Below are 25,271 nucleotides of genomic sequence, written 5' to 3' on the forward strand. Positions count from 1 at the left end.
TTATTAAAAAATATTTTTTACTATTATAGTTTCTTCTCTTCCTGCACCTACTGATACAATAGATATATCTGTTTCAATTACTTCGCTTAATCTTTTTAAATATTTTTTAGCATTTTCCGGAAGCTTATCATATTCTCTTATATCTCTTGTGCTGGTTTTCCAGCCGTCAAATTCTTCGTATACAGGCTCTGCTTTTGAAAGCACTTCTAAATCTGCAGGATATCCTTCTAATATTTTACCATTATATTTATAGGCAACGCATATTTTTAATTTATCCAATTCATCTAGTATATCAAGTCTTGTAATAGCTATAGAATCAAGTCCGTTCACATAAGAAGCGTATTTAACAACGCATGCATCAAGCCATCCGCATCTTCTAGGTCTTCCTGTAACAGTACCGTATTCTCTGCCTTTATCTCTTATAGCCTGTCCTATTTCATCATGAAGTTCTGAAGGGAAAGGACCTTCTCCAACCCTTGTAGAATAAGCTTTTACAACGCCTATAACATTATCAATTTTTCTAGGGCCTACACCCGAACCTGTACAAGCTCCGCCTGCAGCAGGGTAGGATGATGTTACAAAAGGATAAGTTCCATGATCCAAATCAAGCATAGTTGCCTGAGCACCTTCAAATAATATATTTTTCTTTTCTTTAATAGCTTTATTTAATATTGTAGTAGTATCAGCAACATAAGGCTTTAATCTCTCGGCATATTCCAAATATTCTTTTAAAAGCTCATCATAATTAACGCCTTCATGATTATAAAGTTTTTTAAGGAGTTTATTTTTAAGCTCTACATTAAACTTTAATTTTTTAGCGAATGTTTCTTTATTCATAAGATCGGATATTCTAATTCCTAAACGGCTTGCTTTATCCATATAGCATGGACCTATGCCGTTTTTAGTCGTTCCGAGTTTATTTTCTCCTAAATCCTCTTCCTGAAGCTCATCAAGTATTTTATGATAAGGCATCAATACATGGGCTCTGTCTGAGATTTTAAGATTTGACATATTTACTTTTTTTTCTATAAGAGCATCTATTTCACCTAAAAAAACTTTAGGTTCTATTACGACTCCGTTTCCTATAACGCATACTTTATCTTTATGAAGTATTCCTGAAGGAAGAAGCCTTAATTTATATTTAATATTATCAACTACAACGGTATGTCCGGCATTGCTTCCGCCTTGAGAACGAACAACATATTCACATTTTCCGGCAAGATAGTCCACTATTTTTCCCTTACCCTCATCTCCCCATTGGGTTCCTACTATGATTACTGAAGCCATATATTCAAACTCCTTTCTTATAGATATGTGTAAAACACACAAAGGCAATTATATAAATTTTTGATAAGAATTTCAAGATACTTTGAATAGAAATATATATTTTATATAAAATAGATATGCAACTTTTTTAAATTATTGGTAAAATATAAAAATGTTTTATTTTAATATAAGTAAAGGATTTATAATATGAATGAAGATTTAGATTTGCAATTACATCAAATGCATAATGAAGGCAGACATCATGATATAATAAAACTTATATTATCGCTTCCTGAGGAGAGTTTGGATGATGATTTAAAAGGGCTTCTTGCTGTTGCTTACAACAATACTGGTCAATTTGATTTGGCAATAGAAATACTTAATTCTTTAAGCGAAGAAACTAGAAATCATCATACTTGGTTTTATAAAATATCTTATGCTTATTTAGGTAAAACGGATATAGGCAATGCTTCTTCTAATATAGAAAAGGCAATATCTATTCTTGAAATTAATAAGCCGAATATAAGTATAGAAGAGTATGATTATTACAGCAATTTATATAATGAATTTAAAGAAGAGATAAAAAAAGACGGTATGCATTATACGGCTAACAGTGTTGATATTAATGATGCTGATTCTGTCATAAAAGATATATCATCTATTTTATCTAATGATGTAGAACATGAAATAGTTGAAGGAAGCATTGTTATAAATAATTGGAATGTATTTATAAATGCGTATATAGATCAAGTTAATGACCGAAGTGCTACGGTAAATTATTATATATCAAGTCCTAATTGGGATAGAGATATATTTGAATGCTGTGCCAGTATAGGAAAAGATGCTAATACAGCACTTGGGCTTTCAAACGGAAGTTTTGTATTCGGTATAATGACTGGAATAAAGGCTATGAATGAGGGCAGAATACTCGATGAGGCAGAAAGCGAATTTGCCGTAAAGAAACATAAATGGAAAGTTTATACAAGCAATATTGTTAATATGGGAGATAATAACGGCGTACCTAAAAATGTTAACACTTATTGGAATATGTTTAGAGATGATATATTAAAACGCATAGGCAATCAAAAAATTTGCTACATAAAAATATATGGGCAAAAGCTAGAAATGATTATTCCATAGGAGAGCTTAGAATAAATGACGTTAATATTCCGGAACTCAGTGATAAAATGAATGAGTATGTTAAGACTTGGGGAGAAACTGATTTTTCATCCGATAAGCAGTTTTTCTTTTTGGTTCAGGAAGAAGAAACTTATACTCCTTATCCATACAGCAATGAAGATATTTTTAATTTTGTTCAGCAGTATTCAAACATGGTTTTAAATTTAGAAGAAACAGATGATGCTTATGAAAAACTTGAGGATATGGCTTATGATTTAGTAAAAGATAATAGCTTAGCTGTTGATTTATTTTTATTTTTGCCTGAAATATGTGCTGATAATGAGTTTTTTAATGAACTTCATTCCGGAGAGAAAATCAATTTTATTTTTGGAGCAAAAGAAAAAAATCAAACTGTATATAAGACTCAGCTTTATACATATTATCTTATTAATGATTATATTTTTGAACTTTTTAGAAATGGTATGTTTAATGGAAAAGAAAATGAGATTTATGCTAAGTTTATAAATATGAGTGCTTTATATAATATATACATTCAGATAAAAGAGGATTATGAAAAGAAAAATAAAAAACTTGAAAACCTTGAAGTGAATTTAAGCTATAATGTATCTGATTCTTATATATTATGCTGACAATAAACTATAAATAAAAGGCATAACTTTATATAATACAAAAATATAAATTATAGTATTGATTATATCCTAAGTGTTAATATAATAATAAAAAACATTTAAGGATATAATATATGGAAATGAAAGAGTTTATTGAGTATTGCAGAGAGGGTAATCCTATAAGAAGCACAGAAAAAGAGAAGGGTGCTTTGCTGTTTCAATGTTCTCAGGAGGCAATGAAAATAACAAATAAATTAAATAATAAATACAATACTTCAGACGAAGTTAGAAAGCTGTTTGAAGAGCTTACAGGAAGAGAAATCGATTCAAGCTTCATGTGCTTTCCTCCTTTTTATACAGACTTTGGAAAAAATATTATTATAGGAAAAAATGTATTTATAAACATGAATTGCAATTTTCAAGACAGAGGCGGCATAATAATAGGAGATGGCACTCAAATAGGAATGAATGTAGCTATATCTACTTTAAATCATGGTTTTAATTTAGATGACAGAGATGTTACTTATGCTTCAAAAGTAGTTATAGGTAAGAATGTATGGATAGGCTCTGGCGTATCAATAGTTCCTAATGTAACTATAGGGGACAATTCAATAATAGCATCAGGTGCTGTTGTAACTAAGGATATACCTTCAAATGTACTTGTAGGAGGAGTTCCTGCAAGGGTTATAAAAAATATATAATTTTGAATTTTAGAAAATATTGTTTTTAAAGAGTTTTTGCATAATTCCTTTTTTCTGCTGCTTACGCAAATGAAGAAGCATTTTTAAATTATTAATTTGCTTATCTATAATAGAAATAAGTTCTGATATTTTATTTTGCTCTTCAATGCTAGGCAGCTTTATTGTCATATTGGTTAATGTGCTTAAAACTATATAAGGAGTATTTCCTTCATTTCTTTCTTTTTTTATTTTTTGTTTTAAATACAAATCTAAATAATATTTTATGTATTTTATGTTTTCTGTAAAATCCATTAATACATAAGTTCTTTGATAAGCATTAAATTTTCCTTTATAATAATGAATATAACCAACATAAGCACCATTTCCTGATATAAGCAATGCCTCTCCGTCAAATGCATAAGTATTTATTCTATAATATTCCTTAGCACATGTATAGAATCTGTATTTTCCATTTTTCTCCATAGCATTAGCATCAAGTTTTCCTGTTTTTATACTTCTGCTTATTTCAGATAATTTTTTTACTCTCCATTTATCATTAAATCCTTTAAATCTTACTTCTCCGCTTAAAAGTTTCTGCATAACTCCTTTTTTATAGAGTTATTTTTTTTCTATTAATTGATTAAGATTTTCTATTGTATCATCGCATATTGTAAGTATTTCAGCTATGCGTTTTTGTTCTTTGATTGAAGGCAGGGTAATTAGGCATTCTCCTATTTCATGTAAATTTATTTTTTTCGGAAATGCTGCATGCAGTGTTTTTGAATGAAGTTCTTTTTGAAAATTATAGGATAGTATTGAATAATACAAATATTTATAATAAACCTCTTTACTTATATTTGTAAATAAACATATAGTAACATAATAGGCTATATCTTCATCCTTTTGAACAATTGCAGGAATGCCTATATTTCCTATTCTTGTCATAAATATATCATTTTTTTTAGCTTTAATTTTGTATAGATTATTATAATCCTCTTTTGATATAAATTTATTACTGCTGTATATATCATTAATATTTTCTGCACTTATAAATTTTATTCCGTTTTTTGTATATTTAGGAGTAGTGTGTATTCCATCCTGTATCTTGCATATTTCTTTAAGCTTAACTATACGCAGATTTTTTTTGTTATTCTCCATTAAAAAACCTGAATTATTATTTAAAATAGAGTATAAATAATAATATTAATTTATTCAACTATATTATAATTTTATTATTTTTATGGTATACTAAAAAAGAATTTTTTAATTAGGATTTTTATAATGGAATTTTCTAAAAAAGTTTGGGATAGAAATAAAAAATTATATGATAAAATACTAAACATGCCTTTTAATAGAGAACTTATGGATGGAACTCTTGATAAAAAAAGATTTGCTTATTATATAGAACAAGATGCTTTGTATTTAAAATATTATTCTAAGGTTTTGGCAATAATATCTTCAAAGATGCATGATACAGAATATGCTCTTGCTTTTTTAAGATCATCTATTAATTCATATATAGTAGAAGAGGAAGTAGTACATAAATATTTTAAAGAAATTTTTAATTTTAAAAATACAAATAAAATAACAACTGCTAATATAGGATACACTGGTTTTTTAATTAATACATCTCAGACGGAAGCAGCTGAAGCGGCAGTATCGGCTATACTTCCTTGTTTTTGGATATATAATGAAGTAGGAAAGTATATAAAAGAAAAAGCTGTAATAAAGAATAATCCGTACAAAAAATGGATTGATACTTATGCAGATAAAGAGTTTTCCAAATCCACTGAGAATATGATTAAATTGACAGATGATCTATATTCAAAAGCTTCTAAATATATAAGAGAAAAGATGATAGTTACATTTAATACGGCTTTTGTTTGGGAATATAGATTTTGGAATGATGCTTATAATTTGGATGATTTTTATAATGTATAACTTAAATAACTAAAATCAATCTACCGATAATATACAAAAAATTGGAATTAATTTATGTACAAAGTTTATCTTTTATCTTTAATCAGCACATTGATACTTTTATCATGCAATGAAAAAAAAGAGAGTAAACAGTATATGGGAAATTTAGATGAGAATATAAATACTGTTAATGTAGATATAAAAAGCAGAGATTTTGATGCAATAAATTTAATAAAAAACAGCTCTTTTACAGCATATCCGAACATAAAGATAGAAGATTTGATATCATCATTTAATAGTGTAGAATGGCAGGACTTTATAGCTGAAGATGATTATATGCGTTATGTAGATATGATAGGCAAATATGATACAAATGAGTATATAATACAATTTAAATTACTAGATCATTACAGATGGGAACTGTATGCATTTGAAATTAATAGAACTGCATATTCAATAGATGAAGTTGCAGACAGTTTATATACTATTTATACCAATAAAAAATAATTAATAGCTATAAGTTAATGATATACTTGCTCTTTTTATAGCTATAGGACCTGCTGTACCTCTTGATAATTTTATCTGAATAGATTGACTTCTGTCTATATCGTCTCCTAAAGTCCAGTCATTTTTCTGAGGCTCAAATAAACCTACTGTAGTACCTACCGCACCTTTTTTACCCAAGAAAATTTTTACATCATAATAAACTATAACTATTCCTCTGTTTCCTTTAACTGTTTGCTCTGTAATTTTTAATGGAGATGATAATGATGCAGATTTAATTTCTTGGTCTGACATATTTTCTACATCTTTTCCTCCTATTACATAATAGGTTTTTCCGTCAATTTCTACAGCCTGAACTTCTTTATCTGCTCCGTATACTGTAACTTTCTTTTGTGCAGTATCTTCTCTTATAATACTATTTTCTTCTTCTTTGTTACTACTATTATTATTGCCGGCAGTTTTTGCTGTATCTTCTTTAGTAGGCATAGTGGCGCAGCTTGTAATTATAAATATAGAACTAATAGCAATAAAAAATTTTTTCAACATGAACCCTCCGTAATTTACCTCTAATTTTCATATTAATTTATCTCGGAAAATATTTTGCTAAAATTAAAATATTTTCTATTATATTTATTGAATAAAATTTATAGTTATTATAGTATAACAAATAAGAATTAAATTCATAAAATATTATTTTTAAATAAAGGACTTTAAAATGCAAATTTCAGAAAATAGATATGATAATATGATATACAATAAAAGCGGAAAAAGCGGATTAAAACTTCCTATTATTTCTTTCGGACTTTGGCATAATTTCGGTGAAAACTGCGATTATAATAATATGAAAGAATTAGTAAAAACGGCATTTGATAATGGAATAACTCATTTTGATTTGGCAAATAATTACGGACCTCCTTACGGTTCTGCTGAAATAAGTATGAGTAAAATATTAAATGACGGATTAAATAAATATAGAGATGAACTTATTATAAGCACAAAAGCAGGTTATGATATGTGGGATGGGCCTTATGGTAATTGGGGAAGTAAAAAATATTTAATAGCAAGCATCAATCAAAGTTTAAAAAGATTAAATATTGAATATGTTGATATTTTTTATCATCACAGAATGGATCCTGAAACTCCGCTTGAAGAGACTATGGAGGCATTAACTAGAATTGTGAAAGACGGAAAAGCTCTTTATATAGGACTTTCAAATTATGACGGAGTTACTATGGAAAGAGCTTCTAAACTGCTTGCCTTGGCTAATGTTCCTTTTATTATAAATCAAAACAGATATTCAATATTTGATAGGACTATAGAAAATAACGGACTTAAATTAAAAGCTAAAAAATTAGGAAAAGGAATTATAGCATACAGCCCTTTGGCACAGGGATTATTAACTGACAAATATATAAATGGAATTCCTGAAGACAGCAGAATAGCGGCAGACGGAAGATATTTGAAACAGGATGCAATAACAAGAAAGAGATTAGAGCAGATAGTTAAGCTTAATAACTTAGCAAGAGAAAGAGGTGAGAGTTTAGCTCAAATGGCTTTAAGATGGGTATTGAGAGATGAAGAGGTTACAAGTGTATTAATAGGTGCTTCCAAACCAAGTCAAATAATAGAAAATTTGAAAATTTTAAATAAATCTATTCTTACAGATGAGGAATTAAGAAATATTGATAATATATCTTTATAATATAGTAAGGGCTAATGTATATAAATAACATACATTAGCCTTCACTTTAATTTAAGGAGTTAATTTAAGTTAGTAACCGTAAAACGATGAATTTACAATTAAATATCTGTCTTTGCCTTTAGTATTAACATCAGGATTATAAACTATATATGTATCATCACCAAGCTCAACATATCTTAAAAGCGTATCATCAGACATGAAGTCCCCTTTAACATATATAGCAGAACCCGGAGCCATAGGACAATTATACTGCGTTGTTATTATTTTAGGTTTTGTAATAATATTGCCTTTATAACCATATAATCCGCTTTTATCATTCTTATAATTAGCTTCAAGCCAAGTAGCATAAAGCTCGCTCCAATCTTTGAATTGTCTAATATTTTTATTTGCGGCATAAATTATGGCTTTATAAGTTCCTCTGTATTCTTCCGGAGCGTTTGCTATATCTTTGTATATTTCAAAACCGTTTTTAGAATGAAGTCCAAGCCAATACATAAAAAGCGAAACAGTAGCATATTTATGAACTGTATATCCCTGATTCCAATTAATAAAATAATCTCCTTTAGTTATCAAGTACATTGAATCTGTATTATAATAGTTAAGTCTGTTTTCCGGTACTTTTCCTCTGTAAGTAATAACAGCTGCTTCAGATAATGCTTCATCTACCCATATATCAAATGAACTGCTGCTTTTGTTTTCAAGCTGACTGTAATGTATAACATGATGAAGTTCATGTGCTATTGTGTTTACTACAGATTCTATATTCTCCCAGCCGTTTATATAATCTAAAAATATTATATTTTCATCGTCGTTTTTTATTTCATCAAGACCGTCTAATATAGAATAGCCTTGCATATACGGCTTATCTCCTGTATATCCTCCGTTAATATCCATTATTAAAAGGGTTAATTTGCCGTTTAATTTACCGTATAAATATTCTTCTAAATCATATATTTTTGAAGTTTCTGATATTACCTGCTGCAAATCTCTTTCATCTATTTTTAATCCGTTTTCCAAATATACATCTATTTTTGAAGTAGAGAATATATTTTTAGCCTTTAAACTTTCTTTTGAATAATTGTTATTTATATATCTTACGGCATTAAATGTTTTTTCTGTATTTTTGCCTCTGTAGATATTATAACTTGCAGGATTTCTTAAAACTTCATTTATACTTGAATATTCTTTAGCATTTAAAAAGTTGCAAATAAAAAAAATAGTTATAAGCAGTATTAAATATTTTCTCATAATAAACCCTATTAACATATTTGCAATATTATCGGAAAAATGACTTCAATACAAAAGTATTAAAAAAAATAGAATAGGTTTTTTAAAACCTATTCTATAAAAAATAATAATAGAGATATATTAATTAATGATGACGCCCTTTGTAATTATCATACATGCATATATAGCAGTTTCCCCTGTAGCAACGCAAGCGTATGCATTTTTTGCCCTTTCATAAAATGAAAATCTGTCTATATATTCAAATTCTCTAAATGTATTATCATGTTTTCTTAGAATAGCCTCGTATTTATCCCATATTTCAGGTTTGGAATTATCATTTGGTTTCATTAAAGTAACAGGATATTCTACAAATTGATCTAAAGGCATAAACTGCATAATAGCATTTAATATATCGCAATTAAAATGTCCGTCTAATCTTGCAAGTCTTTTGCCGTAAGTAGAAGCGGCAAAATTAGAATCTCCAATAACTAAAGTATCTCCATGCCCCATGCTCATCATAATATGCATCAAATCCGGAGATATAATATTTGGAATATTTTTTAACATATTTTCAATCCTTATGATTTTCTTTTAGATAAACTGAATGTGAATGCTAAAGCTGTAACAAGTACGCATCCTTTAATAAAATCCTGTGTATAATAAGGTACATTAAGCATAGTAAGTCCGTTTATAAGCATACCTATAAATACAGCACCTACTATAGTACCGAAAGGATTAGGCTTCTGTGCACCTAATACAGCATATCCTATAAGGGCAGAAGCTATAGCATCCATAAGCAAAGTACCGCCTGAAGATACATCTCCTCTTCCAACTCTTGCAGCTAAAACAATACCAGCGAAACTAGCTACGAATCCTGATATTATATATGCTAATATTCTATATCCGTAAATATTAACTCCTACAAGTCTTGCAGCCTCGCTGTTTCCTCCTATAGCATAAAATATTCTTCCGTATCTAGTCAAAGATAATACAATAAATACTATAATAGCTATTAAAAACATAAATGCTACAGGTACAGGTATTAAATCAAATAATCTTCCTTGTCCTAAGAATTTAAAGCCTTCATCGAATACACCCTCAGCAGTTTTTCCATTTGCTAAAGTCATGCCGTTTCCTATAGATCTTCCTGCAGAAGGTATAAGCTGTAATCCTTGAACTAAGAACATCATTCCTAAAGTAGTTAATAAATCAGGTATTTTTAATTTTACTATTAAAAGTCCGTTAACTAATCCTATAAAAGCTCCTATTGATAAGCATATAATAATAGCATGATATCCCTGCAGTCCAAGAACTATCATACAATAAGAAGCTATCATTACAGATAAAGATGCAACGGCTCCTATAGATAAGTCCATTCCATTAACAATTAAAGGAAAAGTTTCTCCAAGTGCTAATATTGCATATATAGTTATACCAAGAAGTATAGAAAATAAATTTGATGATGTAAGAAATACCGGTCTTGTTATAGAGAAAAATATAAATAACAAAGCCATTATTATCAAAAAACCGTATTTTATAGAAAATTGTGTTATCATTTTTTTGTTCATTATTTTTGCTCCTCAGTATTATTTAACTCATCAATATTGCAGCTTATATAGTGAAGTAATTTATCTCTGTCTATTTCATTTCCGTATTGTTCAAAAACCATTTTACCGGAATTAAATACTATTATTCTGTCTGCTACTTCTATAGCCTCATCTAAATCTGCAACTAAAATCAATGCCGCACTATCTTTAATATTTTTTCTTAAATATTCTCCCATATCGAATCTTGATGCTATATCAACACCTTGAAACGGCTCATCCAATATTATCAAATTATAGTTTTGGAATATCCATCTTGCTACTATAACCTTTTGCTGATTACCTCCGGATAAACTATCCATCATATCTTCAATAGAACCGTATTTAAGAGATAATTTTTCTACTATATCCAAAGAAGATTTTTTCTCCAATTTTTTTTCCATTATAAGTTTAGGGCTGAATTTATTTAAAAAAGGAATAGTAATATTTTCTGTTATATTAAAGTTTGGGAAAATAGCATTGTTGCTTCTGTCTTCCGGCACTAAGTGTATTCCGTTTTTTATAGCCTTGCCTATATTTTTATGCTCTATTTTTTTACCGTTCATAAATATTTCACCGCTTATAGGCTTTTTTATAGAAAATAAAGTTTCTCCGAATTCGCTTTTACCTGCACCTATCAATCCTACTATGGCTGTTATCTCTCCTTTATATAAAGTAAGATTAATAGGACTTCCATTTTTCATAAAAACTAAATCTTTAGTTTCTAATAACGGCTCCATTTTTCTCTCATCTTTGGCAACAGCTTTTACAGTTTTTGGTACAGAACCTATCATTGCAGTAATTATTTTATTTACTTTAATAGGCTTTTCCATTATATCAGATACTTTTCCGTCTCTTATAACTACAACATTATCAGCTATTCTTTCTATCTCATGAAGCCTGTGAGAAACATATAATATAGTAACATTTTTTTCTCTTAAACCATTAAGCTTATCAAATAAAATCTCAGTTTCTTTTTCAGATATAGCAGCTGTAGGCTCATCTAATATAAGAAGTTTAGGATTTGATTCTAAAGCTCTTGCTATTATTATAAGCTGTCTTTCGCTTTGACTAGTCCAAAATACTTCTTTATTTAATATGCTGTGATCTATTCCCATTAAATCGGCTACTCTTTCAGCATGCTCCATATAGTCTTTTTTCTTAATGAAAAAATTCTTTTTATTGGTTAAAATATCTTTAAGCACTAAATTTTCTGCAACAGTCATACTTTGCACTACACCCTGATTTATAATCTGATGCACTGTTTGTATTCCTTTAGAATAAGCATCAAGCGGGCTTGTGAATTTTACCAAATTTCCTTCTACAAATATTTCGCCGTCATATTTTGTATGATATCCGCAGATTATTTTTATTAGTGTAGATTTTCCAGCACCATTAGCTCCGACTATAGCTGTAATATCTCCTCTTTTAAAATCGAAAGATATTGATTCCAATGCTCTAGTGGAGCCGAATGATTTACCTATGTTTTTTAAGTTTATTATAGCGTCTTTATTACTCATAATTTATCTACCGCAGAATATTCATTTACAATACTTGCCACTTTTTCTATATCATCTATATTATCTCTGTTTATTAAAAACTCTCTTCCTATTTTCAAGCATATCCAATCTAATCTGGCTCTTTCATCTAAATCAGTAATTCCTGAAATATCTTTATTTTTTGCAAGTCCTAAAGTTCTTCTTATAAGAACGCATCCTGCAAAACCAACAGCATCTTTGAATATTCTATTTAATACAGTTTTAATATACTCTTCAGAATGTTTTTTTCCTTCCGGATAATTCCAATATAATGGTTTAGTTTCTTCTAAATGTTTTTTCCATAGAGCTTCAAATTTAGTCAAAGTTCCAGTAATCATATATTTAGCAGTATCAAATAACCACTTTCTAAATTCTTTTGAATTTGTGCCTAATCTTTTTTGATGATATTCCTGAGAAATATAAGCCATAAAGAAATTAGCCATAGCTTTTCCTACATCAAAACCTATAGGGCCATAGAATGCAAATTCAGGGTCTATTACATAAGTTTCTTCCTCATTACCCATAAAACTGCCCAAATGGAAATCTCCATGAAGTAAGGCTTCAGCTTTAGTCATAAATGCATATTTCATTTCTGCGGCAGCTGTTTTTAATTTGCTGTCTCTTTGGAATTTTCTTACTTCTTCCATATTTAATTTTTCATGGTAAATATTAGTTTCATTTTCTTCAAAAGGATGAGTGAAAATAAAATCTTCTGTTAAACTGCATAATTCTGCATTCATATATTCAACTACAAGATTCTTTTTAGTCTTTCCATCCAAATAATAATCAGAAGTATAAAATAAAGTTTTTGAAAGAAAATCAGTTAAATCCTCTGCTACTTTAGGGAATTTTTTACCTTCTATTATTTCTCCTCTAAGAACTTTATGTTTATTTAAATTCTGCATTATAACAACGCACATATCTTCAGAAAAATAATATACTTCAGGTACTAAATTAGGACATAATTTGTGCTGTTCTTTAAGAGCTTTAATTTCTATTTTCATTCTGTCCTTTTCTAAAGGATAGCTTTCTCCAACGCATCTTAAGAAAGGAACTGACTGTTTTAATATTACAGTTTCTTTTTCATTTTTAGCATTTGTAATGCTGTATACGAAATTTAAATTACCGTCCCCAATTTCTTTTATTTGTAAATTATCGAAATCAGAAAATATTTTTTTTATTTCATCTATAGTTTTTAAATAATCTATTATTGTATCTACTGTTAATTGTTTGTAAGACATATTTTATCTCCTTAGAATTAATTAAAGGCCTTTTTTAAATTATCTATATAAGGAGGCTTTATTATACCTTTTTCGGTAATAAAGCCTGTTATAAGTTTATTAGGGGTAACATCAAATGCCGGATTTCTAACTTTAATATCCAAAGGAGCAGTCTGCACTCCGGCGAAGTTCATAACTTCTTTAGCATTTCTTTCTTCTATTATTATATCATTTCCTGTTTTAGTATTTAAATCGAAAGTAGTAGAAGGGCATGCTATATAGAAAGGTATATTGAAATATTTAGCCAAAATAGCCACTCCCATAGTACCTATTTTGTTAGCAGCATCTCCGTTTTCAGCTACTCTGTCGCATCCTACTATTACTAAATCAACAAGTCCTTTAGACATTATAAATGCAGCCATATTATCGCATATTAAAGTAACATCTATACCGGCTTCATTAAGTTCAAAACTGGTTAATCTTGCTCCTTGAAGCAATGGTCTTGTTTCATCTGCATATACTCTTATTTTTACACCGTTTTGATGTGCTATATACATTGGAGCTAATGCTGTACCTATTCCGCTAACGGCTAATCTTCCTGCATTGCAGTGAGTTAATACGCCGCAATTTTCTTTTAATAATTCAGCACCATATTCTCCTATTTTCTGACATATATCAACATCCTCAGAATGTATTTTCTTAGCCTCTTCTTCTAATATATTATATAATTCTAATGAAGATTTATCAGTATTTCCATTTATAGTATTAAACATTCTATTTAAAGCATAACTCAAATTCACAGCAGTAGGTCTTGAAGAGTTTAAATATTTAGCTCTTTCTTCAACAAATCTTATAAAATCATTGCTATTTAAATCAGTTTTCTTTTTTAAATCTATAAGCAAAGAATAAGCAGCTGCAACCCCAATAGCAGGAGCTCCCCTTACTTTTAACTCTTTTATAGCATCATATGCATCTTCTACAGTTGATAATTTTATTTCTTTTACAGTTATAGGTATTAATGTTTGATCTAATATATATAACTCATCTCCAGTCCATCTTACAGTAGGTATTCTTGAATTTGTCATGTTATAATCCTTAAATATTTATTATACAGCGGTACATAATTGTTAATATGCATCGCTGTATATTTTTATATAATAATTATTCAGCCATAGGTATCCAGCTGGCTGTCATATTTGTAGTTTTGTTAAATTCAGGGAATTTAGCCTGAAGCTCTTCCATATTTTTAACACCAGCTTCTCTAAGCATATCCTGAGTAAATAGAGTAGGAGTTATTAATATATCATCAGGAATTTTTTCTCCTGCAACTTTTAATGCTAATGCTCTTACAGACAATGCTCCTATAAGTCTAGGGCTTGTAGCAGCTGTTGCAACCCATGGACTTCCTTCTTTAATCATTAATTCTATATCTTGAGTTGATATATCAGCACTGTATACTTTTACTTTATCATTTAATCCCTCTTCATCTAAAGCAAGAACAACACCTTTAGCAAATTCATCATAAGGTGCAAAATAAGCATTTATCTGAGGATTAGATTTTAAAGTAGCTTTTACTTGCTCAGCATTTTTTACAGAGAAAGGAGATTCTACTGTACCAGTTCTGGCTATTTCTTTCATATTAGGGAATTCTTTTTTGAATTCAGTGAAAGCCTGATCCCTTTTATCCAAAGGCAATATACCTGCAAAGTATACATATCCTATATTAGCCTGCTGATTATAATCTTTATTCATAGCATCTAAAGCCATTCTTCCTAAAGCATGATCATCCTGAGCTATTTGATTGATTTCAGGATTTTGAACATCAACATCGAATGCTACAACAGGTATTCCAGCAGCTACAGCATCTGCAGCAGGTTTGGATAATGTTTCAGTAAGTCCATGGTCCAATATTATACCGTCTACTTTCATATTAATAGCTTGATAAACGAAATCTGCCTGAGCCTGATTATCCATATTTTTTCCGAATACAGTTAATTGTATTCCCATTAAATCAGCTTGTTTTTGAGCTCCGTCCTGCCACATTTGCATGAACTCGCCTTCAACCATTTGTCTTATTAAAGCAAAATGAATCTTTTTGCTTCCGTCAAAAGGAGCAGGAGCCCCTTCCAATTTTGTTGTTGAAGATGCAGATGAAGAAGAACCCTGACTGCATCCTATTGAAAATAATAATATAACTATAGATAATATTATAGTTAATGGTTTCATAATATTAACTCCTTTAATTGTGCTTGAATTTTAGTATAGTAAAATGGTTTTAAATTGTCAATAAAATATACATATTTATTTTACTAAAAATTAAGTAAAATATAAAAATATAACATTCATATTTATAAAAATAACTGTGTATAGAATGATATTTTAATTAATTTGAACTTAAAAAAATACTTAAATTTTAGTAAATATTCTGTATTGATTTTATGTACTTTTGATAGTATTATTAATAAATAAAATAAATTGGTAAATGACTAATGAAAAATAACAATAAAATAAATCTTGCTGATATAGCAAAAAAAGCGGGTGTTTCCGTAGCTGCGGTATCTTTGGTTTTGAATAATAAAAACGGAGTTGGAGCAGAACTTTCTAAAAAAATTAATGAAATAGCTATGGATATGGGATATAAGCAGAATAAAAAAAATACTTATAACAAAAGAATAGCTTTCATAAAAATAGAGAGGCATGGACATATATTGAATGAAACTCATAATGTTTTTTTAGCTGATTATATACAGGGAACTATAGACAGAACTAAAATATTAAATTATAAATTGGAAATTTTAAGTTATTCAAAAGATCAAATAAATTCTATTAAACCTTATATAGAATCAGAAAATTATTCAGGTATCATAATTTTAAGTACAGAGCTTTATAGGGAAGATGTTGTGTTATTATCATCTATAGATATACCAATTGTATTTTTAGATGCTTATTATCCATATATAAAATGTCATTTTGTAACAATGAATAATGAGAACTGTATATTTCAATTGGTAGAGCATTTAGTTGATCTTGGGCATAAGAGAATAGGGCTTGTGGACAGTAAATCCAATGCTTCAAATCTTATTATTAGGAGAGAGGCTTTTTATAAATCTTTAAAATATTTTAATTTGGAATTTGATTCAAAGGATTATTTTTTAGTGGATTCTGTTTATGATAAAACAGTTGCTGATATGGAAGAATATTTATCTAAAACTAAAGATATGCCTACAGCTTTAGTTTGCGTTAATGATACTATAGCTATAGGTATTATGAAAGCTTTAAAAAATGCAGGATATGATATACCTAAAGATATATCCATAGTGGGGCATGATAATTTGCCTACCGGTTTATTTATAGATCCTATATTAACGACTATAGATGTACCTAAAATAAATATAGCACAATCGGCTGTTGATATATTGGATAAAGAAATAAGATTTCCTCAGAATGATTATTATAAAGTATGCATGATAAATGGAATGCTTATGCCTAGAGAAAGCAGTGCAAGAATAAATTTATAAGCGGACATTTCCTTGACGTAAAATTTTATTCTCTAAACAGTCATATAATGTAGAAGGAACTTTATTTTCTATAACTCCCGCATTAACTATTAAATCAACTTTATCTTTATAAATTTCTGCTAATTTATTTCCGTCTAATATAACACCGTATCCGCTTGGATTGGCAGAAGGAGCTACTATAGGCGGAGTAGATTTTAATATAGTTTCCATATATTCATCTTTTGGAATTCTTAATGCTACTGTGGATTTTAAATATAGGAAATTGTTTTTAAGAGAGTCAGAAAGAGGCATGATAAAAGTTAATTCTCCCGGAACATTGTTTTTTATTATATCAGGAACTTCCATATTTGAGAATTTACTGCAGTATTTTATATCTTTTATTAGTATCAAAAGAGGCTTATCTTTTTCTCTTTCTTTTATTTTATATATTTTATTAACAGCATCAACATTAAAAGCATCAGCTAGCATTCCGTAAACTGTATCTGTAGGAGAAATAACAACTCCTCCTTTATTTATTACTTTTATAACTTCATTTGCAGCATACTCTATACTTTCTTTGTTATTTTTATCAATATTGATTATCATTGAAACTCACCTTCTAATTAAAGTAGGGTGAACAAACACGCTTGCAAATCCTCTTCTTTTAGCATTATGCAAGGCAAGTAAAACAGGAGCTATCTCTTTATCCATACTTTCTACATGGTAATTTTTTTTGTATGCTGTGTATGAAATACCTGCTGATATTGTATATTTTATTATCATTCCGTTATATTCTAATTCATTTTTATCAACAAAATTTCTTATCTCTTCTAATTTTTTATCATAGAATTTTATGCTCATTCTATTAAATGCCACCATAAATTCATTATTATCAAAACGTGCAAGTATATCTTCTCTTCTGGTGGACTTTCTTAGCACTTCTGTAAATTTAAGCATTATCTCTTCTGCAGCAATAATACCAAATTCATTAATAATATTTTCAAGTCCGTCTATAGAAAAACAAGCAAGTACAATAGTCTCTTCATGTCTTACAGTTTCATAAAGAAGTCTTGTAAATTGTTCATAAAATTCTTTTTTGTTCCAAAGGCCTGTTTCCAAATCCACATTTAATATATCATCATATTTTTTTTGTGCTTCTTTATATGACTGATAATTTCTATTAGAAACTTCTGTCATATCATTTAAAGAATTCTGAAGATAATCTGCTTGTTTTATTAATTTTTGATGTTCCAAGTAAAGTTTTCTATATTTTAAACAGCTGTTTACCCTAACTACCAATTCCATTTCATCAAAAGGTATAAATATAAGTCCGTCAATTCCTAAATTAATAGCTTCTTCTATAAACTCCATTTTTCTATACGGAGTACTGAGCAGAATAACAGGCGTACCCTTTGTAGATTCCTGATTTTTAAATGTATCAAGCAATTGCAAACCTTGGGAATCTCCTATATCAGCGTCAAGCAATATTAAATCTATAGTGCTTTCATTAGCTATATTTACAGCCTGCGAACGTGATTTTGTTGATATAGGGTTATAATGTCTCTCTCTTAGTATATCAACAAATCTTTCTAAAAGATCTGATCTGTGTTCTACTACTAAAATGTTTTCATTCATAATTAATTACATCTTTAAAAAGTATAAATTCATATATTACAATATCGTAAATTTATAGAATATATTGAATAAAAAATAGAAATTGAAAAATTATAATAATTAATATCATTTAAATTTTTCTTAATATATTTTAATATTTTTCGAAATTTATCTGTTATAGTAAAATATATATTTGAAATAAAAAGCATTCTATGTTATTATATATAGTAATTTTTTAACAACTTATGGAGGATAAGTAAAATGAAAGTAGCAAAATTTGGAGGCTCTTCTGTAGCAAATGCAAGTCAGATAAAAAAGGTTGTAGATATAGTTCTAGCCGATAAGGATAGAAGAATTGTTGTAGTATCTGCTCCTGGAAAGAGATTAAAAGAAGACACCAAAGTAACCGATTTACTTATTACTCTAGCTGAAACTATTATTTCCGGTAAGGATGGAAAATTAGAATTAAAAATTATTATAGAAAGATTTAAAAATATAGTAGATGAGCTTTCTCTTTCAAATGAGCTTTTAGAAGAAATACAAAACGATATATTAAAGAGAATAGCTGAAGATAAAAGCATTCCGACTAAATTTATAGACGGAGTTAAGGCTTTAGGTGAGGATTTATCTGCTAAAGTAATAGCAGCATATATTAATTCACTTGGAGTCGATGCTAAATATGTTAATCCTAAAGATGCAGGACTTCTTCTATCTGAAGAGTTTGGAAATGCGGCAGTTTTAGAGAAATCTTATGCTAATTTGTCTAAATTAAAAGATGAAACTTCTTTAGTGATATTTCCGGGATTTTTCGGATATACAGAAAAAGGCGATGTTGTAACTTTTCCTAGAGGAGGAAGCGATATTACAGGTGCTATTTTAGCTAAGGCAGTTAATGCAGAAGTTTATGAAAACTTTACTGATGTTGACGGAGTATTTGCAGCTGCTCCTAATATAGTTGATAATCCTAGACTAATAGAAGAGTTTACATATAGAGAGATGAGAGAATTAAGTTACGGCGGATTTAATGTACTTCATGCTGAAGCTTTACAGCCTGTTTATGAAGCTAATATTCCGGTTCATATACTTAATACAAATAATCCATCAGCTAAAGGTACTAGAATAGTTGCCAGCAGAAATAAAAGCATCAATCCTGTAGTAGGTGTTTCCGGAGAGGCGGATTTTTCTTGTCTTTATGTTAGTAAATATTTGATGAATAGGGAAGTAGGATTCGGAAGAAAACTTTTAGAGATAATAGAAGATGAAAATATACCTTATCAGCATGCCCCTTCAGGAATAGATAATATTTCTGTAATAGTTAGAAACTCTGCTATTACAGAAGAAAAAGAAAAACGCATATATGAAAGGGTACGCGATGAACTTAATGTTGATAATGTTTATTTTGAGCATGGTCTTGCTTTGATAATGCTTGTTGGAGAGGGTATGCAGCAATGTATTGGTGTTTCTGCAAGAGCTATGCATGCTATGGAGAAATGCAATATTAATATAGAAATGCTTAACCAAGGCATAAGCGAAGTTAGTATAATGATAGGCGTTAAAGATGATGATTTAAATAGGGCTATAAAGAGTATATATAAATCTTTCTTTGAAGAGAATTAAAAAATAATCAGGAAAATTATTTTAGGCTTTAATTATTTTTTAATTAAAGCCTATTTTTTTTAGATTAAATTGATTTTTTACGTAAATATAGTAGAATAATTTAAAATTTTTTGGGAGAAAACACTATGAATAAAGGTACAGTAAGATCTATTCCAATACTTATTATATTATCAATAGTAACATGCGGTATTTATTATCTTTATTGGATTTATAAAACCACGGATGAAATTAAAAACTTTATGGAAAGAGAAGATATTAATCCGGCTTTGGAATTGATATTGACTTTAGTAACTTGTAATTTATATACTTTATATTGGTATTATAAATATGGAAAGATAGTATATTTAGAGATGACTAAAAAAGTGGGAATTGATAGTACAGAAGACAGTACAATATTATTAGTAATATTAGATTTATTTGTAGCTATCGTATCATGTGCTATATTGCAGGATAAATTAAATACTATATGGAATGCTATTGATGATGATAGAAAGGCTATAGAAATACATCCTGAACAAGATAATAATCAATAAAGATTTATGTTATAAAAAGGCTTACCAATTTATTAGGTAAGCCTTTTTTTATTAGAATTAATTTGTTGTATTTTCTGTAGAAGAAATGTCAGATGATGTTTCACCAATTACTGTTTTGGCTAAATCTTTTATCTTTTTACTAGCAGATGATTCAGATAATGTTTTTATAGCCTCAAACATATTTCCTGTAGGAGGAGAATCTTTATATAGATTTAGTATTTCAATTGTAATGGCTTCTGAATTATCATTTTTAAGTCTGTATATTAAAAGCTCTTCAATTTCTGATTCTGTTTTATAATTTCCTAAAGCCTTAATAGCATATATACGTACAGAGTCGCTGTCATTTTTAGCAGCTTCTATAATATCTTTTTTTACATCTCCATAAGCACCATACTCAGGAAGAATATATATAACTCTTGCTGTTATTTCCGGCAAGTCTTCATCTAATAGCTTTTGAAGTACTTCATAATTTTCTGCACTAGGATATGCTCCCAAAGCTACAACTGCCATATAACGAACTAAAGCAGGCTCTCCTACATTTTGAGCAGAATTTCTGGATATTTCTTCGCCCTTAGGGTCTTTAGTTTCACTAAAATATCTTAGTATTTCCACTTTTGTACTTGATCCTACTATATTATTAGTATACTGCTCAAGTAAATAATCTGCTGCCATTGTTGATTTTATGGAACCTAAGGCATTTATCATGCTGTCTAATACCAAACCTTTAGCATTTGTAATATCAGCCATAATATAAGTTTCAAATTTTACATCCGGATATATAGAGCATAAATAATATGCATCCTTACGTACATTATCATTTTCATCTTGAATAGCATATTCTATTATAGATTTAGCATTATCATTTTTAACTTGTTTAAAGAAGTTAATGATTTCAGATTTAACTCTGTTATTCATCTCTTCAGGATAATGAGAAGCAAGCATTGCAATATCTGCTTCATTTTTAGTATTTTTAATTTTACCTATAGTTGCAATTTTTTGAGAAGGTGTTCCATATTTGAAAGTCTTTTCAAAATCAGGATTTGCTAACCCTACACTTGTATTTGTAGTAGGTTCTGGCGATATTTCCAGTGTTGTTTCCTGTGAGAATAACTCGAAGCTAATGCATAATAAAAAAATAAATATAATTTTTCTCATAAATAAAAATAAAAATCTCCTTAAAAGTTATTTTATATAAAGAAAACCCCTTCAATTTATAAAATTAAAGGGGCTTTAATATTTTCAAAAATTAATTTCCTTGGTATGTGCTTTCTGCTTTAACATCCAAATTCGAAATATAAGTATTATATTTTACCATATCTTCATCATTTTCTATAATAATAAATTCGTATCTTCTTAAAGCGTCCTGAGAAGGATATTCAGGCAAAGCTTCCCCTAAAGGACTTTCTACTACTCTGTTAGGATCCACTCCTTTATTTAACAAATAATCCTTACCGTTTTTAGCTCTTAGTGCAGAAAGGTTATAGTTATAAGGATAAGCTCTTCCTCTGTTGCTTGTATGAGCTTCTAAAACTATACTAGTATTAGTATTATTATTTAAAAACTCTATAACTTGTGAAAATGCTGCATCAGCATTAGCAGGCATATTCGTTTCTACAAACTTGAAAATAATTTTAGGATCAGTTTCAAATACTTTACCTCTTTCTGCAAGTCTTATAGAAGTACCAGCAGGCAAATAAAGTTCTTTAGGAGCTGGTTCCTCTTCTATCATAACATCCTCAGGAGTATTTGATTGTACCTGTTCTTCAGCAGGAGCAGGTTCTTCTTCTATCATAACATCCTCGGGAGTATCTGATTGTACCTGCTCTTCAACAGGAACAGGCGGTTCTTTTTCAACAGCAGCCTCTGCTGGAATACCGCTTTGAGTTGTAGTTTTACATGATACTATGACAAAGATCGATAAAATAAAAATAAATAAAAATTTTTTCATTATTTTGCTTAAACCTCGATATTATTTTGTTTCTGCATTAATGTCGACAGTTTTAGCAAAATCGTTATATTTTTTCAAATCGTTTTCATTCATTATAATTATAAATTCGCATCTTCTATTTTCTTTTAGAGTAGGGTATTCAGGCAAAGCCTCTCCAAATGCATTTTTTAATAATTTACTGTTTGCAGCACCTAATTTTATTATATAATTGAAACTTGTATCAGATCTTCTTTTAGACAAGTCATAATTATAAGGAGCAGGACCTTCTTTACTTGAGTTTCCTTCTACCATAACTCTGATATCCGGATTATCATTGATAATTTGATAAACTAAATTATAAGCTTCTTTGTAGCTTCCTATTTCTATAGTTTTGTCAAAAGCAAATTTTACTTCATAATTACTTGCAGGCTTTCCTACTTCTGTTTTAGATTTAGGATCATGCAGTACTAAAACATTACCTCTAGGAGTTTTTCTAACACTAGCTCCGTCTGGAAGATTTAATCCCTTTTTAACTGAGTCATTATCAGCCTGTTTAGTATTAACTCCCGCAGTATTTTCAGGTCCGGAAGCTACTGGTGCACTTTTACATGCTACAATAGCAATAAAACTTAAACACATAATTAAAACTATTTTTTTCATGCTTTTTCCCTTTAAGAACAATATTTTAATTTTTGGTAATATTATGCTAATAACAATTAACATAATACTATTATAACAGGTTTTTAAATGTATTTGTAAAATATTTATTTTTTTTAAAAAATATTTTATTATATTAACATCAAAAACCATAATTATAAATCGGATAATTTTTAAAAATCATTATTTTTTGTTATTTATATATATACATTCAAATGTATCCCCTAAATTTTTCTTTTGTGCTGCAGAACGGTATAAATTTGCAATTCCTTTATTATTTCTAATTAAATTTAAATTAAATATATCGCAAAATCTGTTATAATAAATACTTTGATTTTCTAAATTTATTCTTTTTAATGAATATTTAGATAGAAGTATATCCAAAGATTTAGGATTAGCCTCAAAAGCATGATCCGTTGGTACTATAGAAAAATAATTTTTATTGAATCTTCCGCTTATACCATGTCCGTTAGGGGTGGCAAATGCCAATATTCCATCATCTTTAAGAGAATATAATATTTTACTTAAAATATTCTCAAAATTATATATATGCTCTACAACATACCAAGCTGTAATTATATCGTATTCTTTTTCTTTATATTCAAAGTCTAATAATGAACAATTATGAACATTAAGGTTTAATGTATTTATGCAGTAATCTGATGCATATTTGCTTATTTCTATGCCTTCAGTATCATATCCATTTTCTGATGCTTCTTTTAGGAAAAAACCCATAGCACTGCCTATATCAAGTATTTTTCCTTTTGGTTTTATTTTCTTTATTTTTTCTAAACGTCTTCTTGCTAATGCCTTTAAATTTTCGCTGTCTTCTTCATAAGTTTTTCCATACTGATTTTTATAATCTTCTACAAAATATTTGGATGAATAATCAGTAAACGGAGGAAGGAAATATTTTCTAAATAATGTATTACAGTTTTTGCACTTATATAAATTGGATTCTAAATTCCTATTTTTCATTTCTATAGAACTGCTTGAACAAAAAGGACATTTTATATCTTTAAAATCTTTTATATTATCTATAATAGTTTTTATTCTTTCTAATGATTTTTCTGTATCTATTGAGTTAGCATTTTCTGTATATTTATTCTGTGTATCTCTGTCAAATAGAAAATCTTTTAATTTTTTTACAGCTTCATCCGTATTAACATTCTCAAAAAAGCCTATATTAAAGAACAAATCCTTCTGACTTTTAGCTAAATCATCATGGTATTTTGTAGGTGAAAGCAATGCTGTTGGTATTGAGGCTTCTATGCATTCAAAAGCTGTAAGTCCGAAATATGTAATAACGGCACTATATGGTTTTGAAAAAATATCCGGGCTGAAATTTATGTATTGTACATTAGGATATTCGCTTTCTTTTTCTATGTCTATTAATACAAAATTCTTATTTTCAATTCTGCTTATTATTTCTAAGGCTTTTTTCTTTAATTCATTATTAAATCCTAAATAAAGGAGAACAGGGGCGTTTTCATCATATTTAGGTTTTACATTTGAATTCAAAATAGTAGCTATAAAAGGCTTTATATTGACATCTTTAGAATTATCAACATTAGGGAGCATTTCTATAACTATGTCGGCAAATTTTCTTTCATTGCCTACGCTGTCAATTATAATAACATTTGATATATTTTTAAGTTCTTTTATAAATCTTGATTCAACTTCTCTGCTGTCTACTATTATTAGATAAGGGTTAATGGATTTTATTTCATTATATTTGCATGTTTTTATACTTGCATCTTTGAATATATCGCTGTCATTATTAATAGAAGAAAATACAAAATTATAATGATTTTTTAATTTATTTGCTATAAACTTCATGCGGGTTATATGCCCGAATCCGTATATAGTTCCTATGTCTGTTATTATACATATATTATTGTTGTGCATTAGAGTGTACTTATTCTTAAATATAATTTTAATTGCTATGCATTATATAATAAAAAAATATAATTACAAATAAAAAACATACAGCATATTAAAAAAGTTAATAATAATATGTTCTTTCTATACTTCAGAA

The 25,271-nt window shown here is 28.6% G+C and carries 24 protein-coding genes and 1 pseudogene; 8 read left to right on the forward strand and 17 right to left on the reverse strand.

What is annotated here, in order from left to right; genetic code table 11:
- Window positions 1–3: 3 nt before the first annotated feature.
- A complete protein-coding gene (locus Q0J90_RS12525; protein WP_297278229.1) occupies window positions 4–1,287 on the reverse strand; it encodes an adenylosuccinate synthase in 1,284 nt (427 codons plus the stop codon).
- Window positions 1,288–1,860: 573 nt separating this feature from the next.
- On the opposite strand from Q0J90_RS12525, the pseudogene Q0J90_RS12530 reads away from it, so the two are divergent.
- Window positions 1,861–3,035, forward strand: a pseudogene (locus tag Q0J90_RS12530) (DUF6348 family protein).
- A gap of 113 nt (window positions 3,036–3,148) precedes the next feature.
- Window positions 3,149–3,715: a DapH/DapD/GlmU-related protein gene (locus Q0J90_RS12535; protein WP_297278230.1), complete on the forward strand. Its 567-nt coding sequence runs from the start codon at window positions 3,149–3,151 to the stop codon at window positions 3,713–3,715.
- Between the two features lie 9 nt (window positions 3,716–3,724).
- Here Q0J90_RS12535 and Q0J90_RS12540 read toward each other — a convergent pair whose 3' ends face one another.
- Complete coding sequence (locus Q0J90_RS12540) at window positions 3,725–4,294, reverse strand: restriction endonuclease subunit S (protein ID WP_297278231.1); 570 nt, start codon at window positions 4,292–4,294, stop codon at window positions 3,725–3,727.
- 18 nt (window positions 4,295–4,312) lie between these two features.
- Window positions 4,313–4,852, reverse strand: coding sequence for a restriction endonuclease subunit S (locus Q0J90_RS12545; protein WP_297278232.1), 540 nt, complete (start codon window positions 4,850–4,852; stop codon window positions 4,313–4,315).
- A gap of 123 nt (window positions 4,853–4,975) precedes the next feature.
- Here Q0J90_RS12545 and tenA point away from each other — a divergent pair, with 123 nt between their 5' ends.
- Window positions 4,976–5,635, forward strand: coding sequence for a thiaminase II (tenA, locus tag Q0J90_RS12550; RefSeq protein ID WP_297278233.1), 660 nt, complete (start codon window positions 4,976–4,978; stop codon window positions 5,633–5,635).
- Window positions 5,636–5,689: 54 nt separating this feature from the next.
- Complete coding sequence (locus Q0J90_RS12555; RefSeq protein WP_297278234.1) at window positions 5,690–6,121, forward strand: hypothetical protein; 432 nt, start codon at window positions 5,690–5,692, stop codon at window positions 6,119–6,121.
- On the opposite strand, the gene Q0J90_RS12560 is transcribed toward Q0J90_RS12555, so the two are convergent.
- A complete protein-coding gene (locus tag Q0J90_RS12560; RefSeq protein ID WP_297278235.1) occupies window positions 6,122–6,664 on the reverse strand; it encodes a hypothetical protein in 543 nt (180 codons plus the stop codon).
- 169 nt (window positions 6,665–6,833) lie between these two features.
- Between Q0J90_RS12560 and Q0J90_RS12565 the strand changes: the two genes are divergently transcribed.
- On the forward strand, window positions 6,834–7,820 hold the full coding sequence (locus Q0J90_RS12565; protein WP_297278236.1) for an aldo/keto reductase: 987 nt from the start codon (window positions 6,834–6,836) through the stop codon (window positions 7,818–7,820).
- Between the two features lie 69 nt (window positions 7,821–7,889).
- Here Q0J90_RS12565 and Q0J90_RS12570 read toward each other — a convergent pair whose 3' ends face one another.
- The 7 genes from Q0J90_RS12570 to Q0J90_RS12600 form a co-directional block, all read right to left on the reverse strand.
- Window positions 7,890–9,068 carry a DUF2268 domain-containing putative Zn-dependent protease gene (locus Q0J90_RS12570; protein ID WP_297278237.1) on the reverse strand — a complete coding sequence of 393 codons (1,179 nt, stop codon included), beginning with the start codon at window positions 9,066–9,068 and terminating at the stop codon, window positions 7,890–7,892.
- Window positions 9,069–9,188: 120 nt separating this feature from the next.
- Window positions 9,189–9,614: an RbsD/FucU domain-containing protein gene (locus Q0J90_RS12575; RefSeq protein ID WP_297278238.1), complete on the reverse strand. Its 426-nt coding sequence runs from the start codon at window positions 9,612–9,614 to the stop codon at window positions 9,189–9,191.
- Window positions 9,615–9,625: 11 nt separating this feature from the next.
- On the reverse strand, window positions 9,626–10,615 hold the full coding sequence (locus tag Q0J90_RS12580; protein ID WP_051436777.1) for an ABC transporter permease: 990 nt from the start codon (window positions 10,613–10,615) through the stop codon (window positions 9,626–9,628).
- The gene (locus tag Q0J90_RS12585; RefSeq protein WP_297278239.1) at window positions 10,615–12,150 is read right to left on the reverse strand and encodes a sugar ABC transporter ATP-binding protein; all 1,536 of its coding nucleotides are present in this window, start codon (window positions 12,148–12,150) and stop codon (window positions 10,615–10,617) included. Before Q0J90_RS12585 ends, Q0J90_RS12580 begins: the two co-directional genes overlap by 1 nt.
- A complete protein-coding gene (mtnK, locus tag Q0J90_RS12590) occupies window positions 12,147–13,409 on the reverse strand; it encodes an S-methyl-5-thioribose kinase (RefSeq protein ID WP_297278240.1) in 1,263 nt (420 codons plus the stop codon). Before mtnK ends, Q0J90_RS12585 begins: the two co-directional genes overlap by 4 nt.
- 17 nt (window positions 13,410–13,426) lie before the next feature.
- Window positions 13,427–14,473, reverse strand: coding sequence for an S-methyl-5-thioribose-1-phosphate isomerase (mtnA, locus tag Q0J90_RS12595; protein ID WP_297278241.1), 1,047 nt, complete (start codon window positions 14,471–14,473; stop codon window positions 13,427–13,429).
- Window positions 14,474–14,549: 76 nt separating this feature from the next.
- Window positions 14,550–15,614 (reverse strand): sugar ABC transporter substrate-binding protein, encoded by a 1,065-nt coding sequence (locus Q0J90_RS12600; protein WP_297278242.1) that lies wholly within the window; start codon window positions 15,612–15,614, stop codon window positions 14,550–14,552.
- Between the two features lie 263 nt (window positions 15,615–15,877).
- Here Q0J90_RS12600 and Q0J90_RS12605 point away from each other — a divergent pair, with 263 nt between their 5' ends.
- Window positions 15,878–16,906, forward strand: coding sequence for a LacI family DNA-binding transcriptional regulator (locus Q0J90_RS12605; protein ID WP_297278243.1), 1,029 nt, complete (start codon window positions 15,878–15,880; stop codon window positions 16,904–16,906).
- Here Q0J90_RS12605 and Q0J90_RS12610 read toward each other — a convergent pair.
- Together Q0J90_RS12610 and Q0J90_RS12615 are read right to left on the reverse strand one after the other, a co-directional pair.
- Window positions 16,901–17,491 (reverse strand): L-threonylcarbamoyladenylate synthase, encoded by a 591-nt coding sequence (locus tag Q0J90_RS12610; protein WP_028328838.1) that lies wholly within the window; start codon window positions 17,489–17,491, stop codon window positions 16,901–16,903. The two genes, Q0J90_RS12605 and Q0J90_RS12610, sit on opposite strands and share 6 nt — an antisense overlap.
- Before the next feature lie 6 nt (window positions 17,492–17,497).
- On the reverse strand, window positions 17,498–18,520 hold the full coding sequence (locus Q0J90_RS12615; protein WP_297278244.1) for a diguanylate cyclase: 1,023 nt from the start codon (window positions 18,518–18,520) through the stop codon (window positions 17,498–17,500).
- Window positions 18,521–18,760: 240 nt separating this feature from the next.
- On the opposite strand from Q0J90_RS12615, the gene Q0J90_RS12620 reads away from it, so the two are divergent.
- Together Q0J90_RS12620 and Q0J90_RS12625 are read left to right on the forward strand one after the other, a co-directional pair.
- Window positions 18,761–20,116, forward strand: a complete 1,356-nt coding sequence (locus tag Q0J90_RS12620; RefSeq protein ID WP_297278245.1) for an aspartate kinase — start codon at window positions 18,761–18,763, stop codon at window positions 20,114–20,116.
- A 125-nt stretch (window positions 20,117–20,241) separates the two neighbouring features.
- On the forward strand, window positions 20,242–20,649 hold the full coding sequence (locus Q0J90_RS12625; RefSeq protein ID WP_297278246.1) for a DUF4234 domain-containing protein: 408 nt from the start codon (window positions 20,242–20,244) through the stop codon (window positions 20,647–20,649).
- A gap of 57 nt (window positions 20,650–20,706) precedes the next feature.
- Here Q0J90_RS12625 and Q0J90_RS12630 read toward each other — a convergent pair whose 3' ends face one another.
- From Q0J90_RS12630 to Q0J90_RS12645, 4 genes are all read right to left on the reverse strand, one after another.
- Complete coding sequence (locus Q0J90_RS12630; RefSeq protein WP_297278247.1) at window positions 20,707–21,804, reverse strand: HEAT repeat domain-containing protein; 1,098 nt, start codon at window positions 21,802–21,804, stop codon at window positions 20,707–20,709.
- Between the two features lie 91 nt (window positions 21,805–21,895).
- Complete coding sequence (locus tag Q0J90_RS12635; protein ID WP_297278248.1) at window positions 21,896–22,597, reverse strand: OmpA family protein; 702 nt, start codon at window positions 22,595–22,597, stop codon at window positions 21,896–21,898.
- Window positions 22,598–22,618: 21 nt separating this feature from the next.
- Entirely contained in the window at window positions 22,619–23,236 is a 618-nt protein-coding gene (locus Q0J90_RS12640) for an OmpA family protein (RefSeq protein WP_297278249.1), read from the reverse strand.
- Between the two features lie 180 nt (window positions 23,237–23,416).
- Window positions 23,417–25,141, reverse strand: a complete 1,725-nt coding sequence (locus Q0J90_RS12645; RefSeq protein WP_297278250.1) for a methyltransferase domain-containing protein — start codon at window positions 25,139–25,141, stop codon at window positions 23,417–23,419.
- Window positions 25,142–25,271 lie beyond the last annotated feature (130 nt).

Source organism: uncultured Brachyspira sp., assembly GCF_944390595.1.
In the GTDB taxonomy this organism is placed as follows: Bacteria; Spirochaetota; Brachyspiria; order Brachyspirales; family Brachyspiraceae; genus Brachyspira.

Excerpts from the sequence above, each read along its gene's own strand:
- Q0J90_RS12525 (WP_297278229.1), bottom strand. The coding sequence starts at position 1,287 with ATGGCTTCAGTAATCATAGTAGGAACCCAATGGGGAGATGAGGGTAAG.
- Q0J90_RS12535 (WP_297278230.1), top strand. The coding sequence starts at position 3,149 with ATGGAAATGAAAGAGTTTATTGAGTATTGCAGAGAGGGTAATCCTATA.
- Q0J90_RS12540 (WP_297278231.1), bottom strand. The coding sequence starts at position 4,294 with ATGCAGAAACTTTTAAGCGGAGAAGTAAGATTTAAAGGATTTAATGAT.
- Q0J90_RS12545 (WP_297278232.1), bottom strand. The coding sequence starts at position 4,852 with ATGGAGAATAACAAAAAAAATCTGCGTATAGTTAAGCTTAAAGAAATA.
- tenA (WP_297278233.1), top strand. The coding sequence starts at position 4,976 with ATGGAATTTTCTAAAAAAGTTTGGGATAGAAATAAAAAATTATATGAT.
- Q0J90_RS12555 (WP_297278234.1), top strand. The coding sequence starts at position 5,690 with ATGTACAAAGTTTATCTTTTATCTTTAATCAGCACATTGATACTTTTA.
- Q0J90_RS12560 (WP_297278235.1), bottom strand. The coding sequence starts at position 6,664 with ATGTTGAAAAAATTTTTTATTGCTATTAGTTCTATATTTATAATTACA.
- Q0J90_RS12565 (WP_297278236.1), top strand. The coding sequence starts at position 6,834 with ATGCAAATTTCAGAAAATAGATATGATAATATGATATACAATAAAAGC.
- Q0J90_RS12570 (WP_297278237.1), bottom strand. The coding sequence starts at position 9,068 with ATGAGAAAATATTTAATACTGCTTATAACTATTTTTTTTATTTGCAAC.
- Q0J90_RS12575 (WP_297278238.1), bottom strand. The coding sequence starts at position 9,614 with ATGTTAAAAAATATTCCAAATATTATATCTCCGGATTTGATGCATATT.
- Q0J90_RS12580 (WP_051436777.1), bottom strand. The coding sequence starts at position 10,615 with ATGAACAAAAAAATGATAACACAATTTTCTATAAAATACGGTTTTTTG.
- Q0J90_RS12585 (WP_297278239.1), bottom strand. The coding sequence starts at position 12,150 with ATGAGTAATAAAGACGCTATAATAAACTTAAAAAACATAGGTAAATCA.
- mtnK (WP_297278240.1), bottom strand. The coding sequence starts at position 13,409 with ATGTCTTACAAACAATTAACAGTAGATACAATAATAGATTATTTAAAA.
- mtnA (WP_297278241.1), bottom strand. The coding sequence starts at position 14,473 with ATGACAAATTCAAGAATACCTACTGTAAGATGGACTGGAGATGAGTTA.
- Q0J90_RS12600 (WP_297278242.1), bottom strand. The coding sequence starts at position 15,614 with ATGAAACCATTAACTATAATATTATCTATAGTTATATTATTATTTTCA.
- Q0J90_RS12605 (WP_297278243.1), top strand. The coding sequence starts at position 15,878 with ATGAAAAATAACAATAAAATAAATCTTGCTGATATAGCAAAAAAAGCG.
- Q0J90_RS12610 (WP_028328838.1), bottom strand. The coding sequence starts at position 17,491 with ATGATAATCAATATTGATAAAAATAACAAAGAAAGTATAGAGTATGCT.
- Q0J90_RS12615 (WP_297278244.1), bottom strand. The coding sequence starts at position 18,520 with ATGAATGAAAACATTTTAGTAGTAGAACACAGATCAGATCTTTTAGAA.
- Q0J90_RS12620 (WP_297278245.1), top strand. The coding sequence starts at position 18,761 with ATGAAAGTAGCAAAATTTGGAGGCTCTTCTGTAGCAAATGCAAGTCAG.
- Q0J90_RS12625 (WP_297278246.1), top strand. The coding sequence starts at position 20,242 with ATGAATAAAGGTACAGTAAGATCTATTCCAATACTTATTATATTATCA.
- Q0J90_RS12630 (WP_297278247.1), bottom strand. The coding sequence starts at position 21,804 with ATGAGAAAAATTATATTTATTTTTTTATTATGCATTAGCTTCGAGTTA.
- Q0J90_RS12635 (WP_297278248.1), bottom strand. The coding sequence starts at position 22,597 with ATGAAAAAATTTTTATTTATTTTTATTTTATCGATCTTTGTCATAGTA.
- Q0J90_RS12640 (WP_297278249.1), bottom strand. The coding sequence starts at position 23,236 with ATGAAAAAAATAGTTTTAATTATGTGTTTAAGTTTTATTGCTATTGTA.
- Q0J90_RS12645 (WP_297278250.1), bottom strand. The coding sequence starts at position 25,141 with ATGCACAACAATAATATATGTATAATAACAGACATAGGAACTATATAC.